Source organism: Niveispirillum sp. (assembly GCF_052437035.1).
In the GTDB taxonomy this organism is placed as follows: Bacteria; Pseudomonadota; Alphaproteobacteria; order Azospirillales; family Azospirillaceae; genus Niveispirillum.
The window spans coordinates 871,735-892,730 of the sequence record NZ_JBQVOH010000002.1; the positions used below are offsets into that span (position 1 = coordinate 871,735).

Here is a 20,996-nt window from a genome sequence, read left to right on the forward strand (position 1 = left end):
CCTTCCATGATCCGCGACGATAACGAAGCCATCCTGGCCCAGGCCGCCTCCTGGCGTGATGCCGGGCAATCCGTGGCCCTGGCCCATGTCATCGCCACCTGGGGTTCCGCCCCGCGCCCCGTGGGCAGTCTGATGGCCATCTCTGCCAGCGGCGCCATGGCGGGTTCGGTTTCCGGCGGTTGTGTCGAAGGGGCCGTGGTGATGGAGGCGGGCAAGGTCCTATCCGATGGCGAACCGCGTTTCCTGTCCTTCGGGATCAGCAATGAAATGGCCTGGGAAGTGGGGCTGGCCTGCGGCGGCAAGCTGGAAGTGTATGTGGAGCCGATCCAATGAAGGCCCGGATATTTGACGCGCTGCGCGCCGCCCTGGCCGACCGCCGCGCCGTGGCCCTGGTCACCGATCTGGGCTCGGGCCTGCAGACGCTGGTCGATCTGGACGGGCGGCAGATGGGCGATGTGGCGCTGGAGGATGAATTCCTGCCGCAGGTTCTGGACGCCATCCGTGAAAACCGCAGTGGCATTGTTGAATTCTACGAGGGCCGGTTCTTCATCAATGTCCACCCGCCTGCCAACCGCCTGCTGATCGTGGGTGCCGTCCATCTGGCCCAGGCCCTGGCGCCCGCCGCGCGTCTGGCCGGTCTGGATGTGACGGTAATCGACCCGCGCGCCGCATTTGCCACGCCTGAACGGTTCCCCGACACGGTGCTGGTCACCGACTGGCCGGACGAGGCGTTGGCCGCCCTGCGCCCCGATGCCCGTACCGCCGTTGTCGCCCTGACCCATGATCCGAAATTCGATGACCCGGCCCTGACCGCGGCCCTTTCCACCGACGCCTTCTATGTCGGCGTGCTGGGCGGGCGGAAGAACCAGGCCGCCCGCCTGGAACGGCTGCGCGGGCAGGGGGTGTCGGAGGCACAGTTGGCCCGCATCCATGGCCCCGTCGGCCTGGATATCGGGGCCGTCACGCCCGCCGAAATCGCCATCTCTATTCTGGCCGATATCATCCTGGCCCTGCGCGGCGCCAAGTGGAAGGCATAGGCAGATGCGTTTCGGTTCCGTACCGGTCGCCGTTTCTGTGGGTGCCATCCTGGCCCATGGCGTCCACCACACCCATGGCCGCTTCGCCAAGGGAAGGGTGATCAGTGCCGATGATGCGGCTCTCCTGGCCCAATCCGGTATCGAAACAATCACCGTGGCGCAGTTGGAGCCGGGTGATGTGGGCGAAGACGCCGCTGCCACCCGCATCGCCGCGCGTCTGGCCGGCCCCAACCTGACGGTCAGTGCCGCCTATACCGGTCGCGTCAACCTTTTCGCCGCCGCTGACGGCCTTGCTACTATCGACGCGGCCACCATCCATGCGCTCAACCGCGTGGATGAGGCGGTGACCATCGCCACTGTCCCGCCCTTAACGCCCGTGCTGAAGGGCCAGATGCTGGCCACCATCAAGATCATTCCCTTCGCCGTGCCCGACGGCATCATTACGAAACTGGAATGGATGCTGGCGGGCGCCGGCCCGGTGTCCCTGTCGCCCTGGATCGGCTTGTCCGCCGGCCTGATCCAGACAACCCTGCCGGGCACCAAGCCATCAGTGCTGGATAAAAGCGTGGCCGTTACCGCCGACCGCCTGTCCGGCATCGGCGCGGACCTTGTGGGGGATGTTCGGTGTCCGCACGATGTCACCGCGCTGGCCACCGCCCTGCGCGATATGGAGGGTGATATCCTGCTGGTGATTGGGGCCTCGGCCATCACCGACCGCCGCGATGTCATCCCGGCGGCGGTTGAGGCGGCGGGCGGTCGCGTCCTGCATCTGGGCATGCCGGTGGACCCCGGCAATCTGCTGTTGCTGGGCGACCTGGATGGAAAGCCCGTTCTGGGCCTGCCCGGCTGCGCCCGCTCCCCGCGTCTGAATGGCGTGGACTGGGTGTTGCAGCGGTTGGGCGCGGGCCTGCCCGTCGATGCCGCTGCGATCATGGCCATGGGCGTGGGAGGGTTGCTGGCCGAAATTCCGGGCCGGCCCCTGCCACGCGCGCTTGCCACCGCCTTGCCGCGCGCGCCGCGTATCCACGGGCTTGTCCTGGCCGGCGGCTTTGGCCGGCGCATGGGCGGGGCCAACAAACTGCTGTGCGAATGGCAGGGCCGGCCCCTGGTCCGCCATGTCGTCGATACGGCCCTGTCGTCGCAACTGACGGGCGTCACCATCGCGACCGGGCATCAGGCCGACGAAATCCGTGCGGCACTGACCGACCTGCCCGTGGAATTCGTCCACGCCCCCGACCATGCCGATGGCATGTCCGCCACCTTGAAGGCCGGCCTGTCATCCTTGCCGGATGATATTGACGGTGTGCTGGTCCTGCTGGGCGACATGCCGCGCCTGACGGCGGTCAGCATCAACCGCCTGATCGCGGCCTACAGCCCCGACGATGGCCGCGCCATCGTGCTGCCGACCTGCGGCGGTCAACGCGGCAACCCTGTCCTCTGGGATGCCGCCTTCATCCCCGAAATGCTGACCCTGACGGGCGACAAGGGGGCGCGGGCCCTGATCGCAGCACACGCGCCCGTCGTCTGCGAGCTAGCGGTAGAGGATACGGGCGTCCTGCTGGATGTCGACACGCCCGACGCCCTGGCCGCTCTCAGCAACCCCTAATCACAGATACTGGCCCAGCACCTTCAAATAGGGCCGTGCATCCTGCACGAATTGCAGGATCTCATACATGAAGTCGGGCAAGGTGACATGGCCGTCCACGCGGGCCTGACCCAGCACCATGATCATCTGCTTGTTATCCACCACGAACCGGGCGTTCTGCAGGTGGCCGGCGGCGCGCATCACTTTGGACAGGCGCATGCGCTTTTCGGGCGATTCGATGGTGAAGGGCATGTACCCCACCTCAGCCCAGATCTGCAGCAAGGTGCCTTCATCATCCGGTGTCAGGCTGACATGGAACATCAGCCCGTCCAGAAAGAAATGATGGCGTGAGGCCGTGGTGGGGCTGGTGACGCTTAAATCGCCCGCATCGTCCATGCGCACCGCACCCGGACCGATGGGCAAACCCTTCTCCGCTGCACGCGCCAGCTGGGCAACCGTTTGAAGCGCCTGAGACACGAGCGTCACTCTCCCCAAACCTGACCGGCCCCCTGCCAGCCGTATACCACCCAATCGTTATAGGCGGGATGGGCAGCAGGTCCAGTGAATTTACATGGACCTACCTGGATGAACAGGCAACTTGTTAACAATTTCGAGCGCATAGTCGCTGAACACCGCCCCGTACCATGCTCCCTTAATCCGCCCCATGCTGCCCTATCCCGATCTGCATTGCCTGTCTGATGATCTGGCCGCCGCCCTGGTGCGGTTGGTCCGATTGATCAATCAGTTGCGCGTGCGACGGCCGGACCTTGACCGCATGGCCCTGTCGCTGGAGACGGAGCTGGATTTACGCGCCGCCCAGTTGCTGATCGACCATCTTGATGATGTGGGCGACGATTTCCACCTGATGCTCAGCCCCTGGAATGGGCGGCAATTATTGGAATCCCCCGGTTTCAGGCCGCCCGCGTGAGCCGCCAGGCGATGGCATAGCCGGCGATCAAGGCGATCGCGGCTGCGGGAGCGAACCAAACCGGATGCTCTATCATGGTCAGGTTCATGATCGTACCTGCTGCCAACACAGCGACGATGATGCCGGGTAACCACCAAAGCCGTACCCCTGCCACCTTGATGGCAGTGAAACTGCCCACCGTTGCAGCAATCAGATAGGCGACAACCGGAGCGGCGAACAAGGCCTCGCCGCTGAACAGCGCGTGCCCCACCTTCTCAACCGCCATGATGATGACCATACACAGAATAATGCCGGCCACAATGCCAGCCACCTGCCGTCCAACCGCCGCCATCCTGACCTCCCGCCCTTGTCATCGGGTCAGTTAACCATGTTCTAGGGCCCACCACCACGCTGCATAGGCTCAAAGGGAACAAAAACAGATCAAACCCCTTTTCGCCGGCCCCGGACAGGCATAGATTACCGGCCATGAGCCAGACCGCCGATCCCGCCGCCGCCATCGTCCCCGAAGCCGCCATGCCCTGGCGCATCAAGGTGGAGGAGAGGCCGTTCATCGAACCGTTGACCGTCGTGTCGGAATACACGCCGGCGGGTGATCAGCCGCGCGCGATTGTGGAACTGACCGATGGGTTGATCCGGGGCGAGAAGGATCAGGTCCTGCTGGGCGTCACCGGCTCAGGCAAGACCTTCACGATGGCCCATGTCATCCAGAAGGTGCAGCGCCCGACCCTGATCCTGGCACCCAATAAGACGCTGGCGGCGCAGCTCTATGGAGAGATGAAAAGTTTCTTTCCAAACAACGCCGTAGAGTATTTTGTTTCCTATTACGATTATTATCAGCCCGAGGCCTATGTGCCCCGGACCGATACCTATATCGAGAAGGAAAGCTCGATCAACGAGCAGATCGACCGCATGCGCCACGCTGCCACCCGCGCCCTGCTGGAACGGCAGGACTGCATCATCGTGGCCTCGGTTTCCTGCATCTACGGTATCGGCTCGGTCGAAACCTATTCGGAAATGACCATCCCGTTGCAGGTCGGGCAGATGCTGCACCGGCAGGGTTTTCTTCAGAGATTGGTTGAACTTCAATATCGCCGCAACGATGCCGGCTTCGGGCGCGGCTCCTTCCGCGTGCGTGGCGACACGATCGAACTGTTCCCCGCCCACCTGGAGGATCGCGCCTGGCGCCTGTCGCTGTTCGGGGATGAGCTGGAGGCGATCAACGAGATCGACCCGCTGACGGGCGAAAAGCTGGCCTCCATGAAGGAGGTGCGCATCTACGCCAACAGCCACTATGTCACGCCGAAACCGACCCTGTTCCAGGCCGTGGAACAGATCAAGCGTGACTTGAAGCTGCGGCTGGATGAGCTTGTTCCACAAGGAAAATTACTGGAGGCGCAGCGCCTGGAACAGCGCACGACCTTTGATATCGAAATGATGGTGGCCACCGGCTCCTGCGCCGGCATCGAAAACTATTCCCGCTACCTGTCGGGCCGCAATCCCGGCGAACCGCCGCCGACCCTGTTTGAATATCTTCCCGAAGATGCGTTGCTGATCGTCGATGAAAGCCACGTGATGGTGCCACAGGTGGGCGGCATGTACCGGGGCGACTTCGTGCGCAAATCGGTTCTGGCCGATTATGGTTTCCGCCTGCCATCATGCGCCGATAACCGCCCGCTGAAGTTTGAGGAATGGGACGCCATGCGTCCGCAGACCGTTTTCGTCTCCGCCACCCCCGGTGATTGGGAGTTGGAGCGGACGGGCGGCGTCTTCACCGAGCAGGTGGTGCGCCCCACGGGTTTGGTCGATCCGCAGGTCATCATCCGTCCCACCGACACCCAGGTCGATGACGTGATGGCGGAGGTGCGGGAGGTGACGGCCAAGGGCCTGCGCGTCCTGGTCACCACGCTGACCAAGAAGATGGCAGAGGCGCTGACGGAGTACATGATGGAGGCGGGGATCAAGGTCCGCTACATCCACTCCGACGTCGAAACCCTTGAACGGATTGAAATTATCCGCGATCTGCGTCTTGGCGTGTTCGATGTGCTGATCGGCATCAACCTGCTGCGCGAAGGCCTCGACATTCCCGAATGCGGCCTTGTTGCCATCCTGGATGCCGATAAGGAAGGCTATCTGCGCAGCCGCACCAGCCTGATCCAGACCATCGGTCGTGCGGCCCGTAACGTCGAAGGCCGCGCCATCCTCTATGCCGACCGCGAAACCAACTCCATGAAGGCGGCGCTGGAGGAAACGGCCCGCCGCCGTGCCAAACAGCTGGAATATAACGCCGCCCACGGCATCACCCCGGAATCGGTGAAGAAGAATATCTCCGACATCCTGGGCAGCGTCTATGAACGTGGCGACCGGGTGGAGGTGGATACCGGTGCTGCGGAAGGCATCGGTCTGGCCGGCAAGGACATCAAGACCATCATCGCCGAGTTGGAAAAGAAGATGCGCGCCGCCGCCGCCGATCTGGAGTTCGAGGAGGCGGGCCGCATCCGCGACGAAATCCGCCGCCTGGAAGCCATCGACCTGGGCTTGGCCCCCGGCGCCAGCCCCATCCGCGCCTCGGCTCAGGGGGAGAAGCCGCGCAGCAGCGCCAAGCCGGAGAAGGCTGGCCGCACCAAGGGCGCCGCCAAGACCAAGGATGGCGGGCTGGAGGTTGGCGGTATCGAGTTCGGGGGCAAGAACACAAAGCGGCGGCGTTAAAACCCCTAAAAATCCCCAACACCCCGCTGCCACCCGTCACAAACCGGTGTTACGCTTCCATCATACAACTTTTCCCGATGGAGACGCAGCGATGGCCCAGATCAAGCGTACCGCCAATGCCGTCTGGCATGGCACCGGCAAGGATGGCAGCGGCACGCTGTCAACGCAGAGTGCGACCTTGGCCAATGTGCCCTACAGCTTCGTGGCGCGCTTTGGTGATGGCAAGGGGACGAACCCGGAGGAACTGATCGCCGCAGCCCATGCCGGCTGTTTCTCCATGCAGCTGTCCTTCCTGCTGACCGCCGCCGGCTTCCCGCCGGATGAGTTGAAGACGGGCGCCGTACTGATCATGGAGAGCGATGGCGGCGGCTGGAAGATTGCCACGGTCGAACTGACCCTGACCGCCAAAATCCCCGGCATCAGCGCCGATAAGTTCCAGGAAGTGGCTGCCCAGGCCAAGGCCATGTGCCCCGTGTCCAAGGTCCTGAACGCCGAGGTCAAGCTGTCGGCGACGCTGGCCTGAGTATTGTGTCGTATGCGCTGACGCTTATACGACCTACGAACCGGTTGTAGGTCGCATAAGCAAAGCGCATGCGACATCTCACGCCCAAACAAAAACCCCCGGCGGCGAACCGGCCACCGGGGGTTTTCTTTGTTCGAACCGAACGAAACCTCAGCCCTGCTGACGCTTCATCCAGGCTTCCATCCACTTGATGTCGTAATCGCCGTTGATGAAATCCGGCTCCGCGATGATCTTCTGATGCAGCGGGATGGAGGTATCGACACCGGAGATGACGAATTCCTCCAACGCGCGGCGCAGGCGCATCAGGCATTCATTGCGCGTGTTGCCATGGACGATCAGCTTAGCAATCATGCTGTCGTAATAGGGCGGTACCCGATAACCATCATACAGCGCGCTGTCGACGCGCACGCCCAGGCCGCCCGGCGCATGATACTGCTTGATCTGGCCCGGCGACGGCATGAACGTCTCGGGATGTTCGGCATTGATACGGCATTCGATGGAATGGCCGTGGAACCGAATATCCTGCTGCGTATAGCCCAGCGGCGCGCCGGTGGCGACGCGGATCTGTTCACGCACCAGATCGACGCCCGTGATCATCTCTGTGATCGTGTGCTCGATCTGCAGACGAGTGTTCATTTCAATGAAATAGAACTGCCCATTCTCGTACAGGAACTCCATGGTGCCAACGCCGCGATAGCCCAGAAGCTTGGCGGTGCGGGCGGCCAGCGAGCCGACCTTCTCCCGTTCCTCGGCGTTCAGCGCGGGCGACGGGGCCTCTTCCACCACCTTCTGGTGACGGCGCTGGACGGAGCAGTCGCGTTCGCCGAAATGCACCACATTGCCATGGTGATCACCCAGCAGCTGCACCTCGATATGGCGCGGATTGGCGAGGTACTTTTCCAGGTACACTTCGTCATTGCCAAACGCGGCGCGGGCTTCGCCACGGGCCAGCGAATAGGCTTCCTTCAGCTCTTCCCGGCTGAAGGCGACCTTCATGCCCTTGCCACCACCGCCGGCGGCGGCCTTGATCAGGACCGGATAGCCGATCTGATCGGCAACGTTCGCCGCCGTTTCGAAACTGTCCACCGGGCCATCGGAACCGGGCACACAGGGCAGGCCGCGCGCGATCACCGTCTTCTTGGCGGTGACCTTATCGCCCATGATGCGGATATGGTCCGGTGTCGGGCCGATCCAGGCAAAGCCATGCTCGATCACCATATCGGCGAACTGGGCATTCTCGGCCATGAAACCGATGCCGGGATGAATGGCGTCGGCGCCCGTGATGGTCGCCGCCGACAGGATCGCCGGGATGTTCAGATAGCTGTCCTTGGCGGCCGGCGGGCCGATACAGACACTTTCATCGGCCAGACGCACATGCATGGCGTCGGCATCGGCCGTGGAATGCACGGCCACGGTCTTGATGCCCATCTCGCGGCAGGCGCGGTGGATGCGCAGCGCGATTTCGCCGCGATTGGCGATCAAGACTTTTTCGAACAGCCCGTCCTGGGATTTCGCCGTCATGGATCGATCACTCAATGATCAGCAGGGGCTGGCCGAATTCGACCGGCTGGGCATTGGCGACCAGGATCTGGGTCACGGTGCCGCCCTTGGCGGCCTTGATCGGGTTCATGACCTTCATGGCTTCGATGATCAGGATGGTCTGACCGGCCTTGACGGTATCGCCTTCCTTCACGAAGGGCGGGGAGTTGGGGTCGGCTGCCATGTAGGCGGTGCCGACCATGGGCGACTTCACGGCACCGGGATGCTGGGCCGGGGCAACCGCGGCGGCGGGGGCCGCAGCAGCCGGGGCAGGGGCGGCAACCGGTGCCACCGGGGCCGGCGCATAGGCCGGGGCATAGCCCATCGGGGCCGGCGGTGCCGCGCGGCTCAGCCGGATGCGGCGCTCGCCTTCCGAATATTCCATTTCCGTCAGGCCCGACTCCTCCAGGAGTTTGGCCATGGTGCGCACGAACTTGGCATCCAGATCGAAGCTCGACATGGTGTTCTCAACCTTATGAAAGGGACCGGTGGTTTCAGGGCTTGGCCGTGGCACGGATCAGGCGGTCAGCCGCCTGCAGCGCCAGGACATAGCCATGGGAACCCAGGCCACATATGACCCCCCGCGCGGCCATCGAGACATACGAATGATGCCTGAACGGTTCGCGGCGGAAGATGTTGCTTAGATGCACCTCGATAACCGGCAGTTCAACCGCCGTCAACGCATCCAGGATGGCGACCGAGGTGTGGGTATAGGCTCCGGCGTTCAGCAGGATGGCGGAACGGGTTCCGCGCGCCTGCTGGATCCAGGTGACAAGCTCGCCCTCATGGTTCGACTGGCGGAAATCGATCTCCAGGTCCAGGCGCGCGCCCTCGGCACGGCACAGGGCCTCGACATCGGCCAGCGTCTCCGACCCATAAATCTGGGGTTCACGGGTGCCGAGCATGTTCAGGTTCGGCCCGTTCAGGATGAGGATCGAAGGCTGTTGGGCCAACTTGGCCGTCCCTTGTGATGTTCGCCGAAAGCCGGGCGGTTATAGCATGGCTGGCCGCATCGGCAATGGAGATCGACATTACGTTACGGAAGGTAGTCAACCACCCCCCTGTATGATGGGATCGCCCTTGGCCTCTTTAAAGACGCTGGCAACAAATGGCTGGCGCCAATATTGGTCGAAGATGCGGGACCGGAAGGCATCACCGCCGCTGAACATCTGCGCCTGCGCCGAAAGATCGATCTGTTTTTGAACATCGTCCAATGAAAGCCCCTGCGCCACCATCGGCGCCACCTTGGCACGCGTCTCGGCGATCAGGGAGGACAGCCGGTCCAGATATGTCGCGTCCTTCATCACCGTGCCATGACCGGGCACCAGCATCTTGAAATCAAAGGCTTTCAGGGCTGCCAGCGTGGCCTCCCAATCCTTGGGATACGACCCGAAACCATAGGGTATGGGAGAGACCACGATGTCACCGCTCCCCAATATCTTCTGTTTGGGCAGCCAGGCGACGGCATCCCCATCCGTATTGGCGCGCCCCAGGAAACGCAGCTCGACGGGGCGCTGCGGATCATCGATCAGCAGCCTGTCATCGAACCCTTCGGCGGGCACCAGCATGGCCCCGCCCAGCAGTTCCTGACCGTAATGTTGCAGCTCTCGGGCCGCCTGGGCATTGCCCGCGCGCACCGCCTCGGGCAGGTCGGTCCGGGCCGCCTGACTGCGCAGATGGCCCACCGCCCCCTCCAGATTGCGACGAATCGCATCATCGGAAGCGGTATCCCCTGTGGGCATGAAACGCGCGACCTTGGGGTCGGTCAGGGTGCGGCGGGTGGCATTGGTGGCGATGGTCCGCACCTGCGGCCAGCGCTGCTGAATGGTGCGCAGCCCGTTGATATGGTCGCCATGCCAATGGCTGACGATCACGGCCTTGACCGGCTTGGGCGACAGGCTGGCCAGCATGTCCAGGATGCGCGCCGCCCCCGCCGGCGTGCCGCCGCTATCGAACAGCACGAACCCGTCCGCCTGCTCCACGGCCACGACATTGCCATAGGGCTGGACATGGAACGGTTCCGGCGACGCGAACAGCCAGACACCCTCGGTCAGCTTGGACGCCTCATACAGATAACCATCCGCCGCCGTCACCGTGGTGCCCGGCGGATAGGGCAGGCTGGAAGCTTCATACGCGCCTGCGGGAACGGCCAGCGCCGTCAGGATCAGGGCGGTACGGCAGACATGGTTCCACATCGCAGGCGGCCTCCGGGCGGTTGATCCGTTGATCCTACCGCCGGAATCGGCCTCCACTGCGGACCGCTCAGCCCCACAGCGATGGGGCCTGTTTGTCGGGGCTATCACATCACCGCTGCCGCCAAAAACGCGCCTCCCCGGCGAAGGCCGGGGAGGCAGTAAAAAGTGGCTTCACCCCCCAGCCTTCTTGGCCGCACGCGTCGCGTTGAACAGGGCGATGAACTGTTCGGTTTCGATGGCGCCCGGCACCACCGTATCGCCGATCACAAAGCCCGGCGTGCCACGGATGCCCAGCTTCTGGGCCAGTTCCATATTGGCCTTGATCTCCGCCTCGATGGCGGGATCGCCCATATCCTGTTCCAGCTTCTTCAGGTCCAGCCCGACATCCTTGGCCGTGGCGCGGATGGCGTCGCTGTCCAGGCGGCCCTCATGGGTCATCAGGGCGGTATGGAAGGCCTCATACTTGCCCTGGCGGTTGGCGGCCAGGGCGGCCTTGGCGGCTTCCTTGGAGGAGGGCGCCAGGATAGGGAATTCCTTATAGACGACGCGGACCTTGCCATCGCCCTTCACGGCAGCGCTGCGCTCCGGGTGGGTGCGCTTGCAATAGCCGCAATTGTAATCGAAGAACTCGACCAGGGTGACATCCCCCTTGGGATTGCCGCCCACCGGCGACATGGCATTCTGTTCCAGCGCCTTCCGATTCGATTTCAAGGCCTCGGCAACGGCCTTGTCGCCCTCGGCCTGCTGTTTCTTCTCCAGCGCCTCCATGGCCTCCAGCAGGATCTCCGGATGGGTCAGAAGATAGTCGCGGACGATCTGTTCAACCGCATTCTTGTCCAGCGGCTTGTCGGCGGCGAACACGGGCAGAGCGGTTGTACAGGACAGGGCCAAGCTCAGCGCCAGAACCGGACCCGAAAGGCGAAGACGAGAGAACATTGATCACGCATCCATGAAGTGGTTGCCCGCACCATGGACCGGTCAGACCACGCGCGCAACCGCGACGCGGAATGAAACCCCTGTTTTCAAGGGGCTTGCCTCTGGGCACGAGCTATGCCGTGATACGTAAGTGTGCATTGGTATTGCCAATGGCAATATGCGACCGTGACCATGGCTAATACGTCCGGCAAAAGGACGGGGTTACGGACGATGACAGGGAGCGGCGTACGGTTGTGATGGCGGGCGACGACGACGAATTCCTCTTCAAGGAGGAGGGGCCGGAACTTCCGGTCGCCGTTGATGCGTCCGCTGCTTCTGTCCGTCCCTGGCTGATTCTGATCGTCGATGACGATCCCGAAGTGCATGCCATGACCCGTCTGGTCATGAAGAAATTCGCCTATCGCAGCCGTCCGGTGCAGTTCCTGTCCGCCTACTCGGCAGAAGAGGCGTTGGGCATCCTGCGCAACGATCCCGGCATCGCCATGGTCCTGCTGGACGTGGTGATGGAAACGGACGATGCCGGCTTGCGCCTGGTGCCGCGAATCCGTGATGAACTGGGCAACAGCCAGGTCCGCATCATCCTGCGCACCGGACAGCCGGGGCAGGCGCCGGAAGATGATGTCATCCACGGCTATGACATCAATGATTACAAGGCCAAGACGGAACTGACGGCGCAGAAGCTGGGCACCGCCACCGTCGCTGCCCTGCGTTCGTATGAGCATATCACCGAACTGATGCGCTCCCGCCAGGGCATGGAACGCATCATCGATGCCTCCAGCAACCTGTTCACCCTGCGCGCCATCGACCGCTTTGCCGAGGCGGTGCTGCGTGAACTGGCCCGTGTGCTGGATGTGGTGCCCGACGGGCTTGTCTGCGTGCCGCGCGGCAATGCCCGCGCCGATGCACAGATCCTGGCTGCGCAGGGAAGGCACGCCGACAGCGTGGGCCTGCCGCTGGGCCACAGCGTCGATCCGGCCCTGGCGGCCAAGGTAATGGACGTGCTGCGCGCCCGGCAGCACCATTTCGATGACAGTGATGCCATCCTGTGGTTGCGCACCGCCGATGGCCGTGATGCCGCCGCCTGCTTGCATGTGGGCCGCTCCCTGGACGGGCTGGAACGCAAGCTGGCAGAGGTGATGGGCGCCAAGATCGCCATCGGCTTCGATAATCTGCACCTCTATGATCAGGTGAAGCGCTCGCACAAGGCCGCTGTCATCGCGCTGGCGGGTCTTGCCGAATACAAGGACCCGGATGGCGGCGGCGACCATGGGCTGCGCCTGTCGCGGCTGGTCACCGAAATCGCCTTCGCGCTGCGTCAGCAGGATGGATGGGACAGGATCATCGATGATGAGTTCCTGGAACAGATCACCATGGCCGCCATGCTCTATGATATCGGCATGGTCGGTGTCCCCGACAGCGTGATCCGCAAGGAAAACATGCTGGACGCCGATGAACGCCACCAGATGGAAATGCACTGCGAACGTGGCGCCGCCATCCTGGAAAAGGCCTCGCGCCTGGTGGAGGGCAGCAATTACCTGTCCTTCGGCGCCGCCATCGCGCGTGCCCATCACGAACGCTGGGACGGCAGCGGTTATCCGCATGGCCTGTCGGGTGCCGATATTCCGCCCGCTGCCCGCATCATCGCGGTCGCCGATGTCTATGACGCACTGACCCACCGCCGTTCCTGGCGTGATGCGGTGCCGCTGGCCGATGCGTTGAAGTCGATTGAGGAAGGGGCGGGCACTCTGTTCGACCCCACCGTCGTCGCCGCCTTCTTCCAGGTGCGGCAGGCGCGGGGCCGGATGCGGTAATCACGCCCGCATCCACCCACGCGACTTCACGGGCAAACCCTTAATTATATTCCCGAACCCCCGGATGGCTTTCCACCATCACGCGGATATCCTGCGCCCGGATCCATTCCGGCGAACCTGCGGGCAGCATGCGTTCGGCCCGGTCAGCATGGTATTTCGCCGCCCGGATGTCGCCGCGTGCCAGCGCTTCCTCTGCGCGGGCATAGGCCAGTTGCGGCTGCTGATCGGCGCGGCTGTAGGCCGATGACAGCAACCGCCAGGTCAGCGCCGAATTATGTTCCAGCCGCGCGGCCGCCGTCAGGTGCGTGATGGCCTCGTTCAGGAACCGGTCGTTGCCCACCTCCAGCAGCGCATGGCCCAGGGCATTGCGCAGAAGGCCCGATTCCGGGTCAAGCCGCACAGACTCGCGATAGGGGATGACGGCTTCGGCGGCCTTGCCATCCTCGAAAAGGATTTGCCCTTTCAATTCATGGAAATAGGCGTTTTCCTTCTCCTGCGCGATCAAGCTGTCGGTGATGGTCAGCGCGTCCCGCACATTGCCGCGCTGATACAGCGCGATGGCGCGGGCATAGCGCGCGGGGATGCTGGTATCGGTCGACGAATAATGGCGCAGCGCTACATCGGGCCGCATGAAGCCCATCAGCTTGGCCACCATGCGTTCATGCATCGCATAAAAATTATCCGGCAAGCGCTTGCCATTATTCTTGGATTTCGTTTCCACGAAATTGCGGATGGCCTCGATGCGGTTGCGGGTCAGGGGGTGGGTCCGCACGAACTCCACCTGCCGGCTTTCGGGCAGAAGCTCCTGTCCCGCCAGCCGCTGCATCATCTTCATCAGGCCTTCAGACGACCAGCCCAGCTTTTCCAGGTACTGCATCGCCGCCTCATCCGCCGACCCTTCCTGGCCGCGCGTGAAGGCGAAGAAGGTGCGCATGGCCGCTTCCTGGCCACCGCCCATCAGGCCGATGCCGACATCGGTGCGCCCGGCCCCGATGGCTGCCGCCATGCCCAGCAGGGTGAAGATGCTGGCGATGGTGGCGGCGTTCGACATGGCGTCACCAGCGCGGGCCAGATGGCCGCCGGCAATGTGCCCTGTCTCGTGCGCCGTCACGCCGACCAGTTCCTCCACCGTCGTGTCCATCAGGAAGCCGGTATGGAAGAACATATTCTGCCCGCCCGCGACAAAGGCGTTCAGGCTGTCATCATTGACCATGGCGATGGTCACCGATTCCGGCACGACACCTGCCACCTGCAAGATGGGGGTGGAATAGGTGCGCAGGATGTGTTCGATTTCGGTGTCGCGAATGAAACTGATCGACCGCTGGGCAATGGCGGGCTGCACGGCCAGCGTCGCCGACATCAACAACGCCACGGCCGCACTGGCAATCCGCTTTGGAACCGCAAACATGTCTTTATCCATCGGCAAGGCCCCTCGGCCCGACACTAGCCACGAAAAACATGGCGAGGGAAGGGCGAGTTTGAAAGCCCACGCTGGTGACACAATCTGGGCCCCCTCGCAGCGCGGCGCCGTTTCGCCCTTCATCGTGATGGAGGTGATGCGTGCGGCCAATGAACGCGCCGCCGCCGGGGGCGATGTCCTGCATCTGGAAATCGGGCAGCCGGGCACGCCGGCCCCGCGTGGCGTTATCGCGGCGGCCCATGAGGCGCTGGACAATGACCGCATCGCCTATACCGACGCGTTTGGCATCCCGCCGCTGAGAGAGGCCATCGCCCGCTGGTATCGCGACCATTACGGCGTGTCGGTGGCGCCGGAGCGCATCGCCATCACGACGGGTTCGTCGGCAGGATTCCTGCTTGGCTTCCTGGCCGCGTTTGAGCCGGGCGACCGCGTGGCCCTGGCGGCCCCCGGCTATCCTGCCTACCGCAACATCCTGCGCGCGCTTGGCCTGGAACCGGTGGAAATCCCGACCGGCCCCGAAACACGGTTCCAGCCGACCCCAGCCCTGCTGGCTGCATTGGATAAGCCCGTGAAGGGCCTGATCTTGGCCAGCCCGTCCAACCCTGCCGGCACTATGCTGTCGCCCGAGGCGTTGCGCGAATTGGCCCTCTGGTGCGAGGCCAATGGCGTCCGCCTGATCTCCGACGAGATCTATCATGGCATCGAGTTTACCAGCGTGAAGGGCCAGACGGCGCTGGCCTTCAGCGACCGCGCCATCATCATCAACAGCTTTTCCAAATATTTCAGCATGACCGGCTGGCGTCTGGGCTGGATGGTGGTGCCGCCGGAACTGGTGCGCTCTGCCGAATGTCTGGCCCAGAACCTTTATATCTCCGCGCCCACCCTGTCCCAGCGCGCTGCCATCGCCGCCTTCGACTGCACCGAAGAGGCCGACAGCCATGTCGCCCGCTACCGAAGCAGCCGCGACCTGCTGCTGAACGAGTTGCCGCGCGCCGGCTTCGATAATCTGGCACCTGCCGATGGGGCCTTCTATGTCTATGCCGATGTCAGCGGTTTGACCGACGACAGTCAGGCCTTCTGCAAACGCATCCTGGCCGAAACCGGCGTCGCCATCACGCCCGGCCTGGATTTTGACACCGCACGCGGCCACCGCTACCTGCGGATCAGCTTCGCGGCGGCCGAGGCGGAAGTGGCGGAGGCGGCCCGTCGCCTTGTCGCATGGCGATGCAGGTAACGACTTTGCCGTCGCATGCGCTTGGCGCTTATGCGACCTACGACCGATTGTGTTTCGTAGGTCGCATAAGCAAAGCGCATGCGACAAACACCGCTCACGCCGCCACCGCCGCCAACCGCCCATTCACCAGATCGCTGTAATCACCGATCATGGCGCGGCACACCGCCCCGGGGGTGAATGCCCAATCGCCGATGCGGCGCACGGGCGTCACCTCCGCTGCCGACCCGGTCAGGAACACCTCATCCGCGCCCTGCACCTCGTCCAGCGTGAAATGCCGTTCAAGCACGGTCATGCCCCGACGGCGCGCCAGATCAATGATGGTCTGGCGCGTGATGCCGTTCAGGAAGCAATCGGGGATGGGCGTATGCACCACGCCATCCTTGACCATGAAGAAATTGGCCCCCGTTGCTTCGGCCACAAACCCCCGGTAATCCAGCATCAGCGCATCCTGCCGGCCATTCTGCTCCGCCTCATGCTTGGAGATGGTGCAGATCATATAAAGCCCCGCCGCCTTGGATTCCGTCGGCGCGGTATCCGGGGCGGGCCGGCGCCAGCGGGCGATTTCCAGATCAATGCCCTTCATCCGGGCTTCCGCGCTGAAATAGCTGGGCCATTCCCAGCAGGCGACGGCCATATGGATGCGGTTCTTCTGTGCCGCCACGCCCATCATCTCGCTGCCGCGCCACGCGACCGGGCGCAGATAACCGTTGGTCAGGCCCGCCGCGCGGCAGACTTCCCTCTTCGCCGCCTCGATCTCCGCCACGCTGTACGGGATCTCGAACCCCAGCAGTTCCGCCGACCGGCGCAGCCGTACCGCATGTTCGTGCGACTTGAAGATCACGCCGTTGTAAATGCGCTCCCCCTCGAATACACAACTGGCATAGTGCAACCCGTGCGTCAGCACATGGACCTGCGCTTCCCGCCAGGGCACCATCGCCCCGTCCAACCAGATATGGCCATCACGGTCATGGAAGGGGATGACGGACATTTTGGGGCTTCCTTGTTGTTTTATGTCGTGTACAACAGCATCCACGATACAGAATTGCGGAAATAAGTCAACATGGCTGACATAAAATCGGGACCGAACCCGCTTTTCCTGCGCGAGGAAGATCTTCGCCAGGGTATTGAGCTGTTGTTCTACGCCTACCGCGACTTCACGGCGGAACCCGACGCCATGCTGGCCAAGATCGGTCTGGGCCGCGCGCATCACCGCGTCGTCTATTTCGTGGGCCGCTATCCCGGCATCACGGTGACCGAACTGCTGGGCATTTTGCAGATCACGAAGCAGAGCCTGAGCCGTGTCCTGTCCGATCTGGTCGATCAGGAATATATCGCGCAGCGTCCGGGCACGAAGGACCGGCGCCAGCGGCTGCTGACCCTGACGGACAAGGGCGTGGACCTGGAACGCAGCCTGTCGGACGCGCAACGCGCCCGCATCGCCAGCGCCTATCGCGCGGCGGGTGCCGCGGCGGTGGAAGGGTTCCGCACCGTCATGCTGGGCATCATCGACGCCGAGGACCGCGCCAAATTCCCGCCTCCCGGCAAGCGGTGACCATCGCTCCCTTCCATGCTATGTGAAGGGCCATGATGAGTGACGATCCCGCCGAACAGCCCCACATCCTGGTCGTGGATGATGATACGCGCCTGCGTGAGGCGCTGCGCCGGTACCTGGGCCAGAACGGTTTTCTGGTCACCGGTGCTGCCGATGCGGCTGACGCGCGGGCCAAGCTGGCCGGGCTGGCCTTCGATCTGGTGGTGTTGGACGTGATGATGCCGGGGGAGAACGGCCTGTCGCTCTGCCGTCATTTGTCTGCCAATGGCGGCCCGCCCGTCCTGCTGCTGACGGCGCGGGTGGAGGCGGGCGACCGGATCGACGGGCTGGAGGCGGGGGCGGACGACTATCTGCCCAAACCGTTTGAGCCGCGTGAACTGGTTCTGCGCCTGAACGCCATTCTGCGCCGCACCCTGCGCCCCCGTGGCCGCACCACCAGCACCGCTGTGCCCATCCGCCTGGGCCGGTACCTGTTCGATGCAGAGCGGGAGGAATTGCGGTCAGGCGACGAGATCATTCGCCTGACCGCCATGGAATCCGGCCTGCTGCGCGTGCTGGCCGCCGACCCCGGCGTGGTGTTCAGCCGCGAGGCGCTGGTGGAAAAGGCTGGCGTTGATGCCGCCAATGAACGCACCATCGATGTTCAGGTCACCCGCCTTCGCCGCAAATTGGAAGATGATCCGCGTGAACCGCGTTATCTTCATACTGTGCGTGGCGAAGGTTATGTGTTGAGGCCCGATTGACCGGCTGGTTGCAGTCCTTGTGGAAAAACCGTCCCCGGCCCCTGCGTGGGCTGAAACGGATGGTGCCGGCCACGTTGTTCGCGCGCTCCATGCTGATCATGATGACGCCCGTGGTGCTGGCCCAGGCCATCGCCACCTTCGTCTTCTATGACCGGCACTGGGACACGATGACCAACCGGCTGGCCAATTCGGTCGCCGGCGAAATCGCCCTGGTGATCGAGCAGCTGTCGCGCGATGGCGATGAAAAGGCGCGCGAGGAAACCCTGTCCATGGCCGCGCGCCATACCGACATCCTGTTCACCTGGACAGGCGGCGAGGTGCTGGACGACCCGCCCGCCCGGCTCTATAGCGGGTTGGAGGAAACTCTGGGCCAGGCCCTGGACGACCGCGTCCGCCGGCCCTGGCGCATCAATTCCAACGTCGCCCATAAATGGATCGAAATCCGGGTGCAGATGCCGGACGGGGTGCTGTCGGTCCTGTCCCCCGAACGCCGGCTCTACAGCTTCACCTCCTATCTGTTCATTATCTGGATGTTGGGCAGCTCGCTGGTCCTGTTCTCTATCGCCACCCTGTTCATGCGCAACCAGATCCGGCCCATCCGCCGTCTGGCCGTTGCTGCCGACGCCTTCGGCAAAGGCCGCGATATCAGCGATTTCCGTCCCGAAGGGGCTGTGGAGGTGCGGCAGGCGGCCCATGCCTTCCTGCTGATGCGCGACCGCATCCGTCGTCAGATCGCGCAGCGCACGGAAATGCTGGCCGGCGTCAGCCACGATCTGCGCACCCCCCTGACCCGCATGAAGCTGCAACTGGCCATGATGCCCGACATGGCAGAGGTGGAGGAGATCAAGGCCGACGTGGCCGAGATGCAGGTGATGATCGATGGCTATCTCTCCTTCGCGCGCGGCGACGGGGAGGAGGAGGAGCGGCAGGTCGATCTTTCCTTGCTGCTGGCCGAAATCGCCGGCAATGCCAGACGGGAAGGGGCCCGCCTGACCCTGGACCCGATGGTGACGCAGGGAGAGGCGGTGGTCCTGCCCCTGCGCCTGCTGTCGCTGCGCCGCTGCCTGACCAACCTGATCGGCAATGCCGCACGTTATGGGCGGCATGTGTGGCTCAGCCTGGAACGACGGGGCAATTTCGTGGAAATCCTCATCGATGATGACGGTCCCGGCATTCCAGAGGATCAGCGCGACGCCGTCTTCCGGCCCTTCCACCGTCTGGAGCCGTCCCGCAATCAGAAAACCGGTGGTGTCGGCCTGGGCCTGACCATCGCCCGCGACATCGCCCGGCGCCATGGCGGCGACATCCTGCTGCGCGACAGCCCGCAGAAGGGCCTGCGCGCCGTGGTGCGGTTGCCGTTATAGGGTTAAAATCCATCGCTCCCCCTTCTCGTCATCCCGGCGAAAGCCGGGACCCAGGGGCCACAGGATCGAACCTTTCCACCGCCGCTGGAAAAGCAGCGCAATGGTTGGGCGCTTGGCCCTGGGTCCCGGCTTTCGCCGGGATGACGAAGGGGAGGGCGATTGAAGCAATGCGCACCCCATCCGCGTCTGTGGAATAAATTCCCAAAATCTATTAGGATCATGGACCCATCCCTTGCCTTCGGGAGCGCCGTCCCATGTCCTTGTCCCATAATCCCTACGACACCGACCACCCCACTCTGACGCCGCAGGAACAGGCAGAGGCCTGGTGGCGCGGTTCCTCCGACCTTCATACCAAGCCCTTTACCGAGGATGTCGGCTTCGCTCCTGATGAGCATCTGACGGAGGGTTACGTGTCCCGCAAGGTGACGGACGTCGCCTGGGCCAAGATCGCCTTCCACATCGCGGCGGGCCGCAAGATCAAGGAGATCACGGCGGAATATGGCGTGTCGCGCACCACCATCTGGCGCGCTCTGCAACGGTCCCACAATCTGCGCCGCCGCATCGCCGAAGAACGCGCCCTGCTGCGGCGGGAGGCGGAAAGCCGCTTCGTCTCCCTGCGCACCCTGGTGGTCGACAGCATCTACCATGCCGTGGCCAGCGGCGATATGCGCGCCACCCTGTGGGCTGCCGACCGGCTGGGCCTGGGCGGGGACCTGCTGCAACCGTCGGAAAAAAAGCCCAAGCCCGGCCACGCCCGCGTCCCGCCGGACTGGTTTTCCCCGGATGGTGCCGACGCCATCCGCCTGGACCCCCTGACCGCCCCCACCGCCGAAGACCCCGACCTCGCCGCCGACCTGCCCGACCTGTCGGCCCAAACCGATCCGCTCCCCTCGTCATCCCCGCGAACGCCGGGACCCAGGGGCCACACGCCCGACCTCTCCACCACACGGGTTCCCGCCGAAGACGCCCCCGAAGACCTGCCCCCACCCACCGCGGACGCCATGGGCCAGTCCGGCGATTACCCGCCCGATTATCCCCCCGAACTCCGCTTCGCCCCGCCCAAACCGCCGGCCCGCGTGAAGGCCGCATGCCCACCCGCGCCGCACAACCCGGCCGCACCCTTCCGCCCCGCCGCGCGCCGCCCCCGTTCAGCCCCACGCCTGTTGGTCAGGATTCTCTTCGAGACTCAAACCGTACTGGACAACCTGCCCACCACCCCCGGCCTGACCAACATTGTCTGGGCCGAACGCCCCCGCTGGCTGTCCTGGGCACCCAAGCCCGGCATCCTGTGAAACCGGGACGCAGGGGAGGTTGCGCGATGTTTCACAGGGTTAACGCCATGGTCTGACCTTCGGGCGCTTTACGCGCTGCCCGCCGTGCATCTATAAACGGGGCACCATTTACCCTTTGCTTCTGGTTTTCC

21 protein-coding genes are annotated in these 20,996 nt (G+C 63.9%); 12 read left to right on the forward strand and 9 right to left on the reverse strand.

From position 1 onward, the window contains the following. Window positions 1-6: 6 nt before the first annotated feature. Genes ACT6Q8_RS09145 through ACT6Q8_RS09155 form a run of 3 tightly spaced genes read left to right on the forward strand, consistent with a single transcriptional unit; the run spans window position 7 to window position 2,643 of the window. Window positions 7-333, forward strand: coding sequence for an XdhC family protein (locus tag ACT6Q8_RS09145; RefSeq protein WP_054168648.1), 327 nt, complete (start codon window positions 7-9; stop codon window positions 331-333). Next, window positions 330-1,037, forward strand: a complete 708-nt coding sequence (locus tag ACT6Q8_RS09150; protein WP_444733272.1) for an XdhC family protein — start codon at window positions 330-332, stop codon at window positions 1,035-1,037. The genes ACT6Q8_RS09145 and ACT6Q8_RS09150 overlap by 4 nt, the downstream gene beginning before the upstream one ends. Before the next feature lie 4 nt (window positions 1,038-1,041). Next, window positions 1,042-2,643: an NTP transferase domain-containing protein gene (locus ACT6Q8_RS09155; protein WP_444733273.1), complete on the forward strand. Its 1,602-nt coding sequence runs from the start codon at window positions 1,042-1,044 to the stop codon at window positions 2,641-2,643. Here ACT6Q8_RS09155 and ACT6Q8_RS09160 read toward each other — a convergent pair whose 3' ends face one another. Then, window positions 2,644-3,108 (reverse strand): hypothetical protein, encoded by a 465-nt coding sequence (locus tag ACT6Q8_RS09160; RefSeq protein WP_156344651.1) that lies wholly within the window; start codon window positions 3,106-3,108, stop codon window positions 2,644-2,646. A gap of 178 nt (window positions 3,109-3,286) precedes the next feature. Here ACT6Q8_RS09160 and ACT6Q8_RS09165 point away from each other — a divergent pair, with 178 nt between their 5' ends. Further along, window positions 3,287-3,550 carry a hypothetical protein gene (locus ACT6Q8_RS09165; protein ID WP_054168644.1) on the forward strand — a complete coding sequence of 88 codons (264 nt, stop codon included), beginning with the start codon at window positions 3,287-3,289 and terminating at the stop codon, window positions 3,548-3,550. Here ACT6Q8_RS09165 and ACT6Q8_RS09170 read toward each other — a convergent pair. Next, on the reverse strand, window positions 3,534-3,881 hold the full coding sequence (locus tag ACT6Q8_RS09170) for a hypothetical protein (RefSeq protein ID WP_444733274.1): 348 nt from the start codon (window positions 3,879-3,881) through the stop codon (window positions 3,534-3,536). The genes ACT6Q8_RS09165 and ACT6Q8_RS09170 overlap by 17 nt on opposite strands. 182 nt (window positions 3,882-4,063) lie before the next feature. On the opposite strand from ACT6Q8_RS09170, the gene uvrB reads away from it, so the two are divergent. Beyond that, window positions 4,064-6,256, forward strand: coding sequence for an excinuclease ABC subunit UvrB (gene uvrB, locus ACT6Q8_RS09175; RefSeq protein ID WP_054168766.1), 2,193 nt, complete (start codon window positions 4,064-4,066; stop codon window positions 6,254-6,256). Window positions 6,257-6,347: 91 nt separating this feature from the next. Further along, a complete protein-coding gene (locus tag ACT6Q8_RS09180) occupies window positions 6,348-6,779 on the forward strand; it encodes an OsmC family protein (RefSeq protein WP_444733275.1) in 432 nt (143 codons plus the stop codon). A 150-nt stretch (window positions 6,780-6,929) separates the two neighbouring features. Here ACT6Q8_RS09180 and accC read toward each other — a convergent pair whose 3' ends face one another. From accC to ACT6Q8_RS09205, 5 genes are all read right to left on the reverse strand, one after another. Continuing rightward, window positions 6,930-8,276, reverse strand: a complete 1,347-nt coding sequence (gene accC, locus ACT6Q8_RS09185) for an acetyl-CoA carboxylase biotin carboxylase subunit (RefSeq protein WP_054168764.1) — start codon at window positions 8,274-8,276, stop codon at window positions 6,930-6,932. A gap of 31 nt (window positions 8,277-8,307) precedes the next feature. Then, complete coding sequence (gene accB / locus ACT6Q8_RS09190) at window positions 8,308-8,778, reverse strand: acetyl-CoA carboxylase biotin carboxyl carrier protein (protein ID WP_054168642.1); 471 nt, start codon at window positions 8,776-8,778, stop codon at window positions 8,308-8,310. Between the two features lie 34 nt (window positions 8,779-8,812). After that, entirely contained in the window at window positions 8,813-9,271 is a 459-nt protein-coding gene (gene aroQ / locus ACT6Q8_RS09195; RefSeq protein WP_082372405.1) for a type II 3-dehydroquinate dehydratase, read from the reverse strand. Between the two features lie 96 nt (window positions 9,272-9,367). After that, a complete protein-coding gene (locus ACT6Q8_RS09200; protein ID WP_444733276.1) occupies window positions 9,368-10,513 on the reverse strand; it encodes an MBL fold metallo-hydrolase in 1,146 nt (381 codons plus the stop codon). A 171-nt stretch (window positions 10,514-10,684) separates the two neighbouring features. Continuing rightward, window positions 10,685-11,449 carry a DsbA family protein gene (locus ACT6Q8_RS09205; RefSeq protein WP_054168640.1) on the reverse strand — a complete coding sequence of 255 codons (765 nt, stop codon included), beginning with the start codon at window positions 11,447-11,449 and terminating at the stop codon, window positions 10,685-10,687. Between the two features lie 236 nt (window positions 11,450-11,685). On the opposite strand from ACT6Q8_RS09205, the gene ACT6Q8_RS09210 reads away from it, so the two are divergent. After that, window positions 11,686-13,260 (forward strand): DUF3369 domain-containing protein, encoded by a 1,575-nt coding sequence (locus tag ACT6Q8_RS09210; protein ID WP_444733277.1) that lies wholly within the window; start codon window positions 11,686-11,688, stop codon window positions 13,258-13,260. A gap of 40 nt (window positions 13,261-13,300) precedes the next feature. On the opposite strand, the gene ACT6Q8_RS09215 is transcribed toward ACT6Q8_RS09210, so the two are convergent. Continuing rightward, on the reverse strand, window positions 13,301-14,668 hold the full coding sequence (locus tag ACT6Q8_RS09215; protein ID WP_444733278.1) for a M48 family metalloprotease: 1,368 nt from the start codon (window positions 14,666-14,668) through the stop codon (window positions 13,301-13,303). A gap of 139 nt (window positions 14,669-14,807) precedes the next feature. Between ACT6Q8_RS09215 and ACT6Q8_RS09220 the strand changes: the two genes are divergently transcribed. Next, complete coding sequence (locus ACT6Q8_RS09220) at window positions 14,808-15,914, forward strand: pyridoxal phosphate-dependent aminotransferase (protein WP_444733299.1); 1,107 nt, start codon at window positions 14,808-14,810, stop codon at window positions 15,912-15,914. Between the two features lie 94 nt (window positions 15,915-16,008). On the opposite strand, the gene ACT6Q8_RS09225 is transcribed toward ACT6Q8_RS09220, so the two are convergent. After that, window positions 16,009-16,902 (reverse strand): branched-chain amino acid aminotransferase, encoded by an 894-nt coding sequence (locus tag ACT6Q8_RS09225; RefSeq protein ID WP_444733279.1) that lies wholly within the window; start codon window positions 16,900-16,902, stop codon window positions 16,009-16,011. 72 nt (window positions 16,903-16,974) lie between these two features. Here ACT6Q8_RS09225 and ACT6Q8_RS09230 point away from each other — a divergent pair, with 72 nt between their 5' ends. The 4 genes from ACT6Q8_RS09230 (at window position 16,975) to ACT6Q8_RS09245 (ending at window position 20,865) form a co-directional block, all read left to right on the forward strand. Continuing rightward, window positions 16,975-17,466: a MarR family winged helix-turn-helix transcriptional regulator gene (locus ACT6Q8_RS09230; protein ID WP_102111230.1), complete on the forward strand. Its 492-nt coding sequence runs from the start codon at window positions 16,975-16,977 to the stop codon at window positions 17,464-17,466. Between the two features lie 32 nt (window positions 17,467-17,498). Further along, window positions 17,499-18,209 carry a response regulator gene (locus ACT6Q8_RS09235; protein ID WP_444733280.1) on the forward strand — a complete coding sequence of 237 codons (711 nt, stop codon included), beginning with the start codon at window positions 17,499-17,501 and terminating at the stop codon, window positions 18,207-18,209. Continuing rightward, window positions 18,206-19,573, forward strand: coding sequence for an ATP-binding protein (locus tag ACT6Q8_RS09240; protein ID WP_444733281.1), 1,368 nt, complete (start codon window positions 18,206-18,208; stop codon window positions 19,571-19,573). Before ACT6Q8_RS09235 ends, ACT6Q8_RS09240 begins: the two co-directional genes overlap by 4 nt. Window positions 19,574-19,827: 254 nt before the next feature. After that, window positions 19,828-20,865, forward strand: coding sequence for a hypothetical protein (locus tag ACT6Q8_RS09245; protein WP_444733282.1), 1,038 nt, complete (start codon window positions 19,828-19,830; stop codon window positions 20,863-20,865). Window positions 20,866-20,996 lie beyond the last annotated feature (131 nt).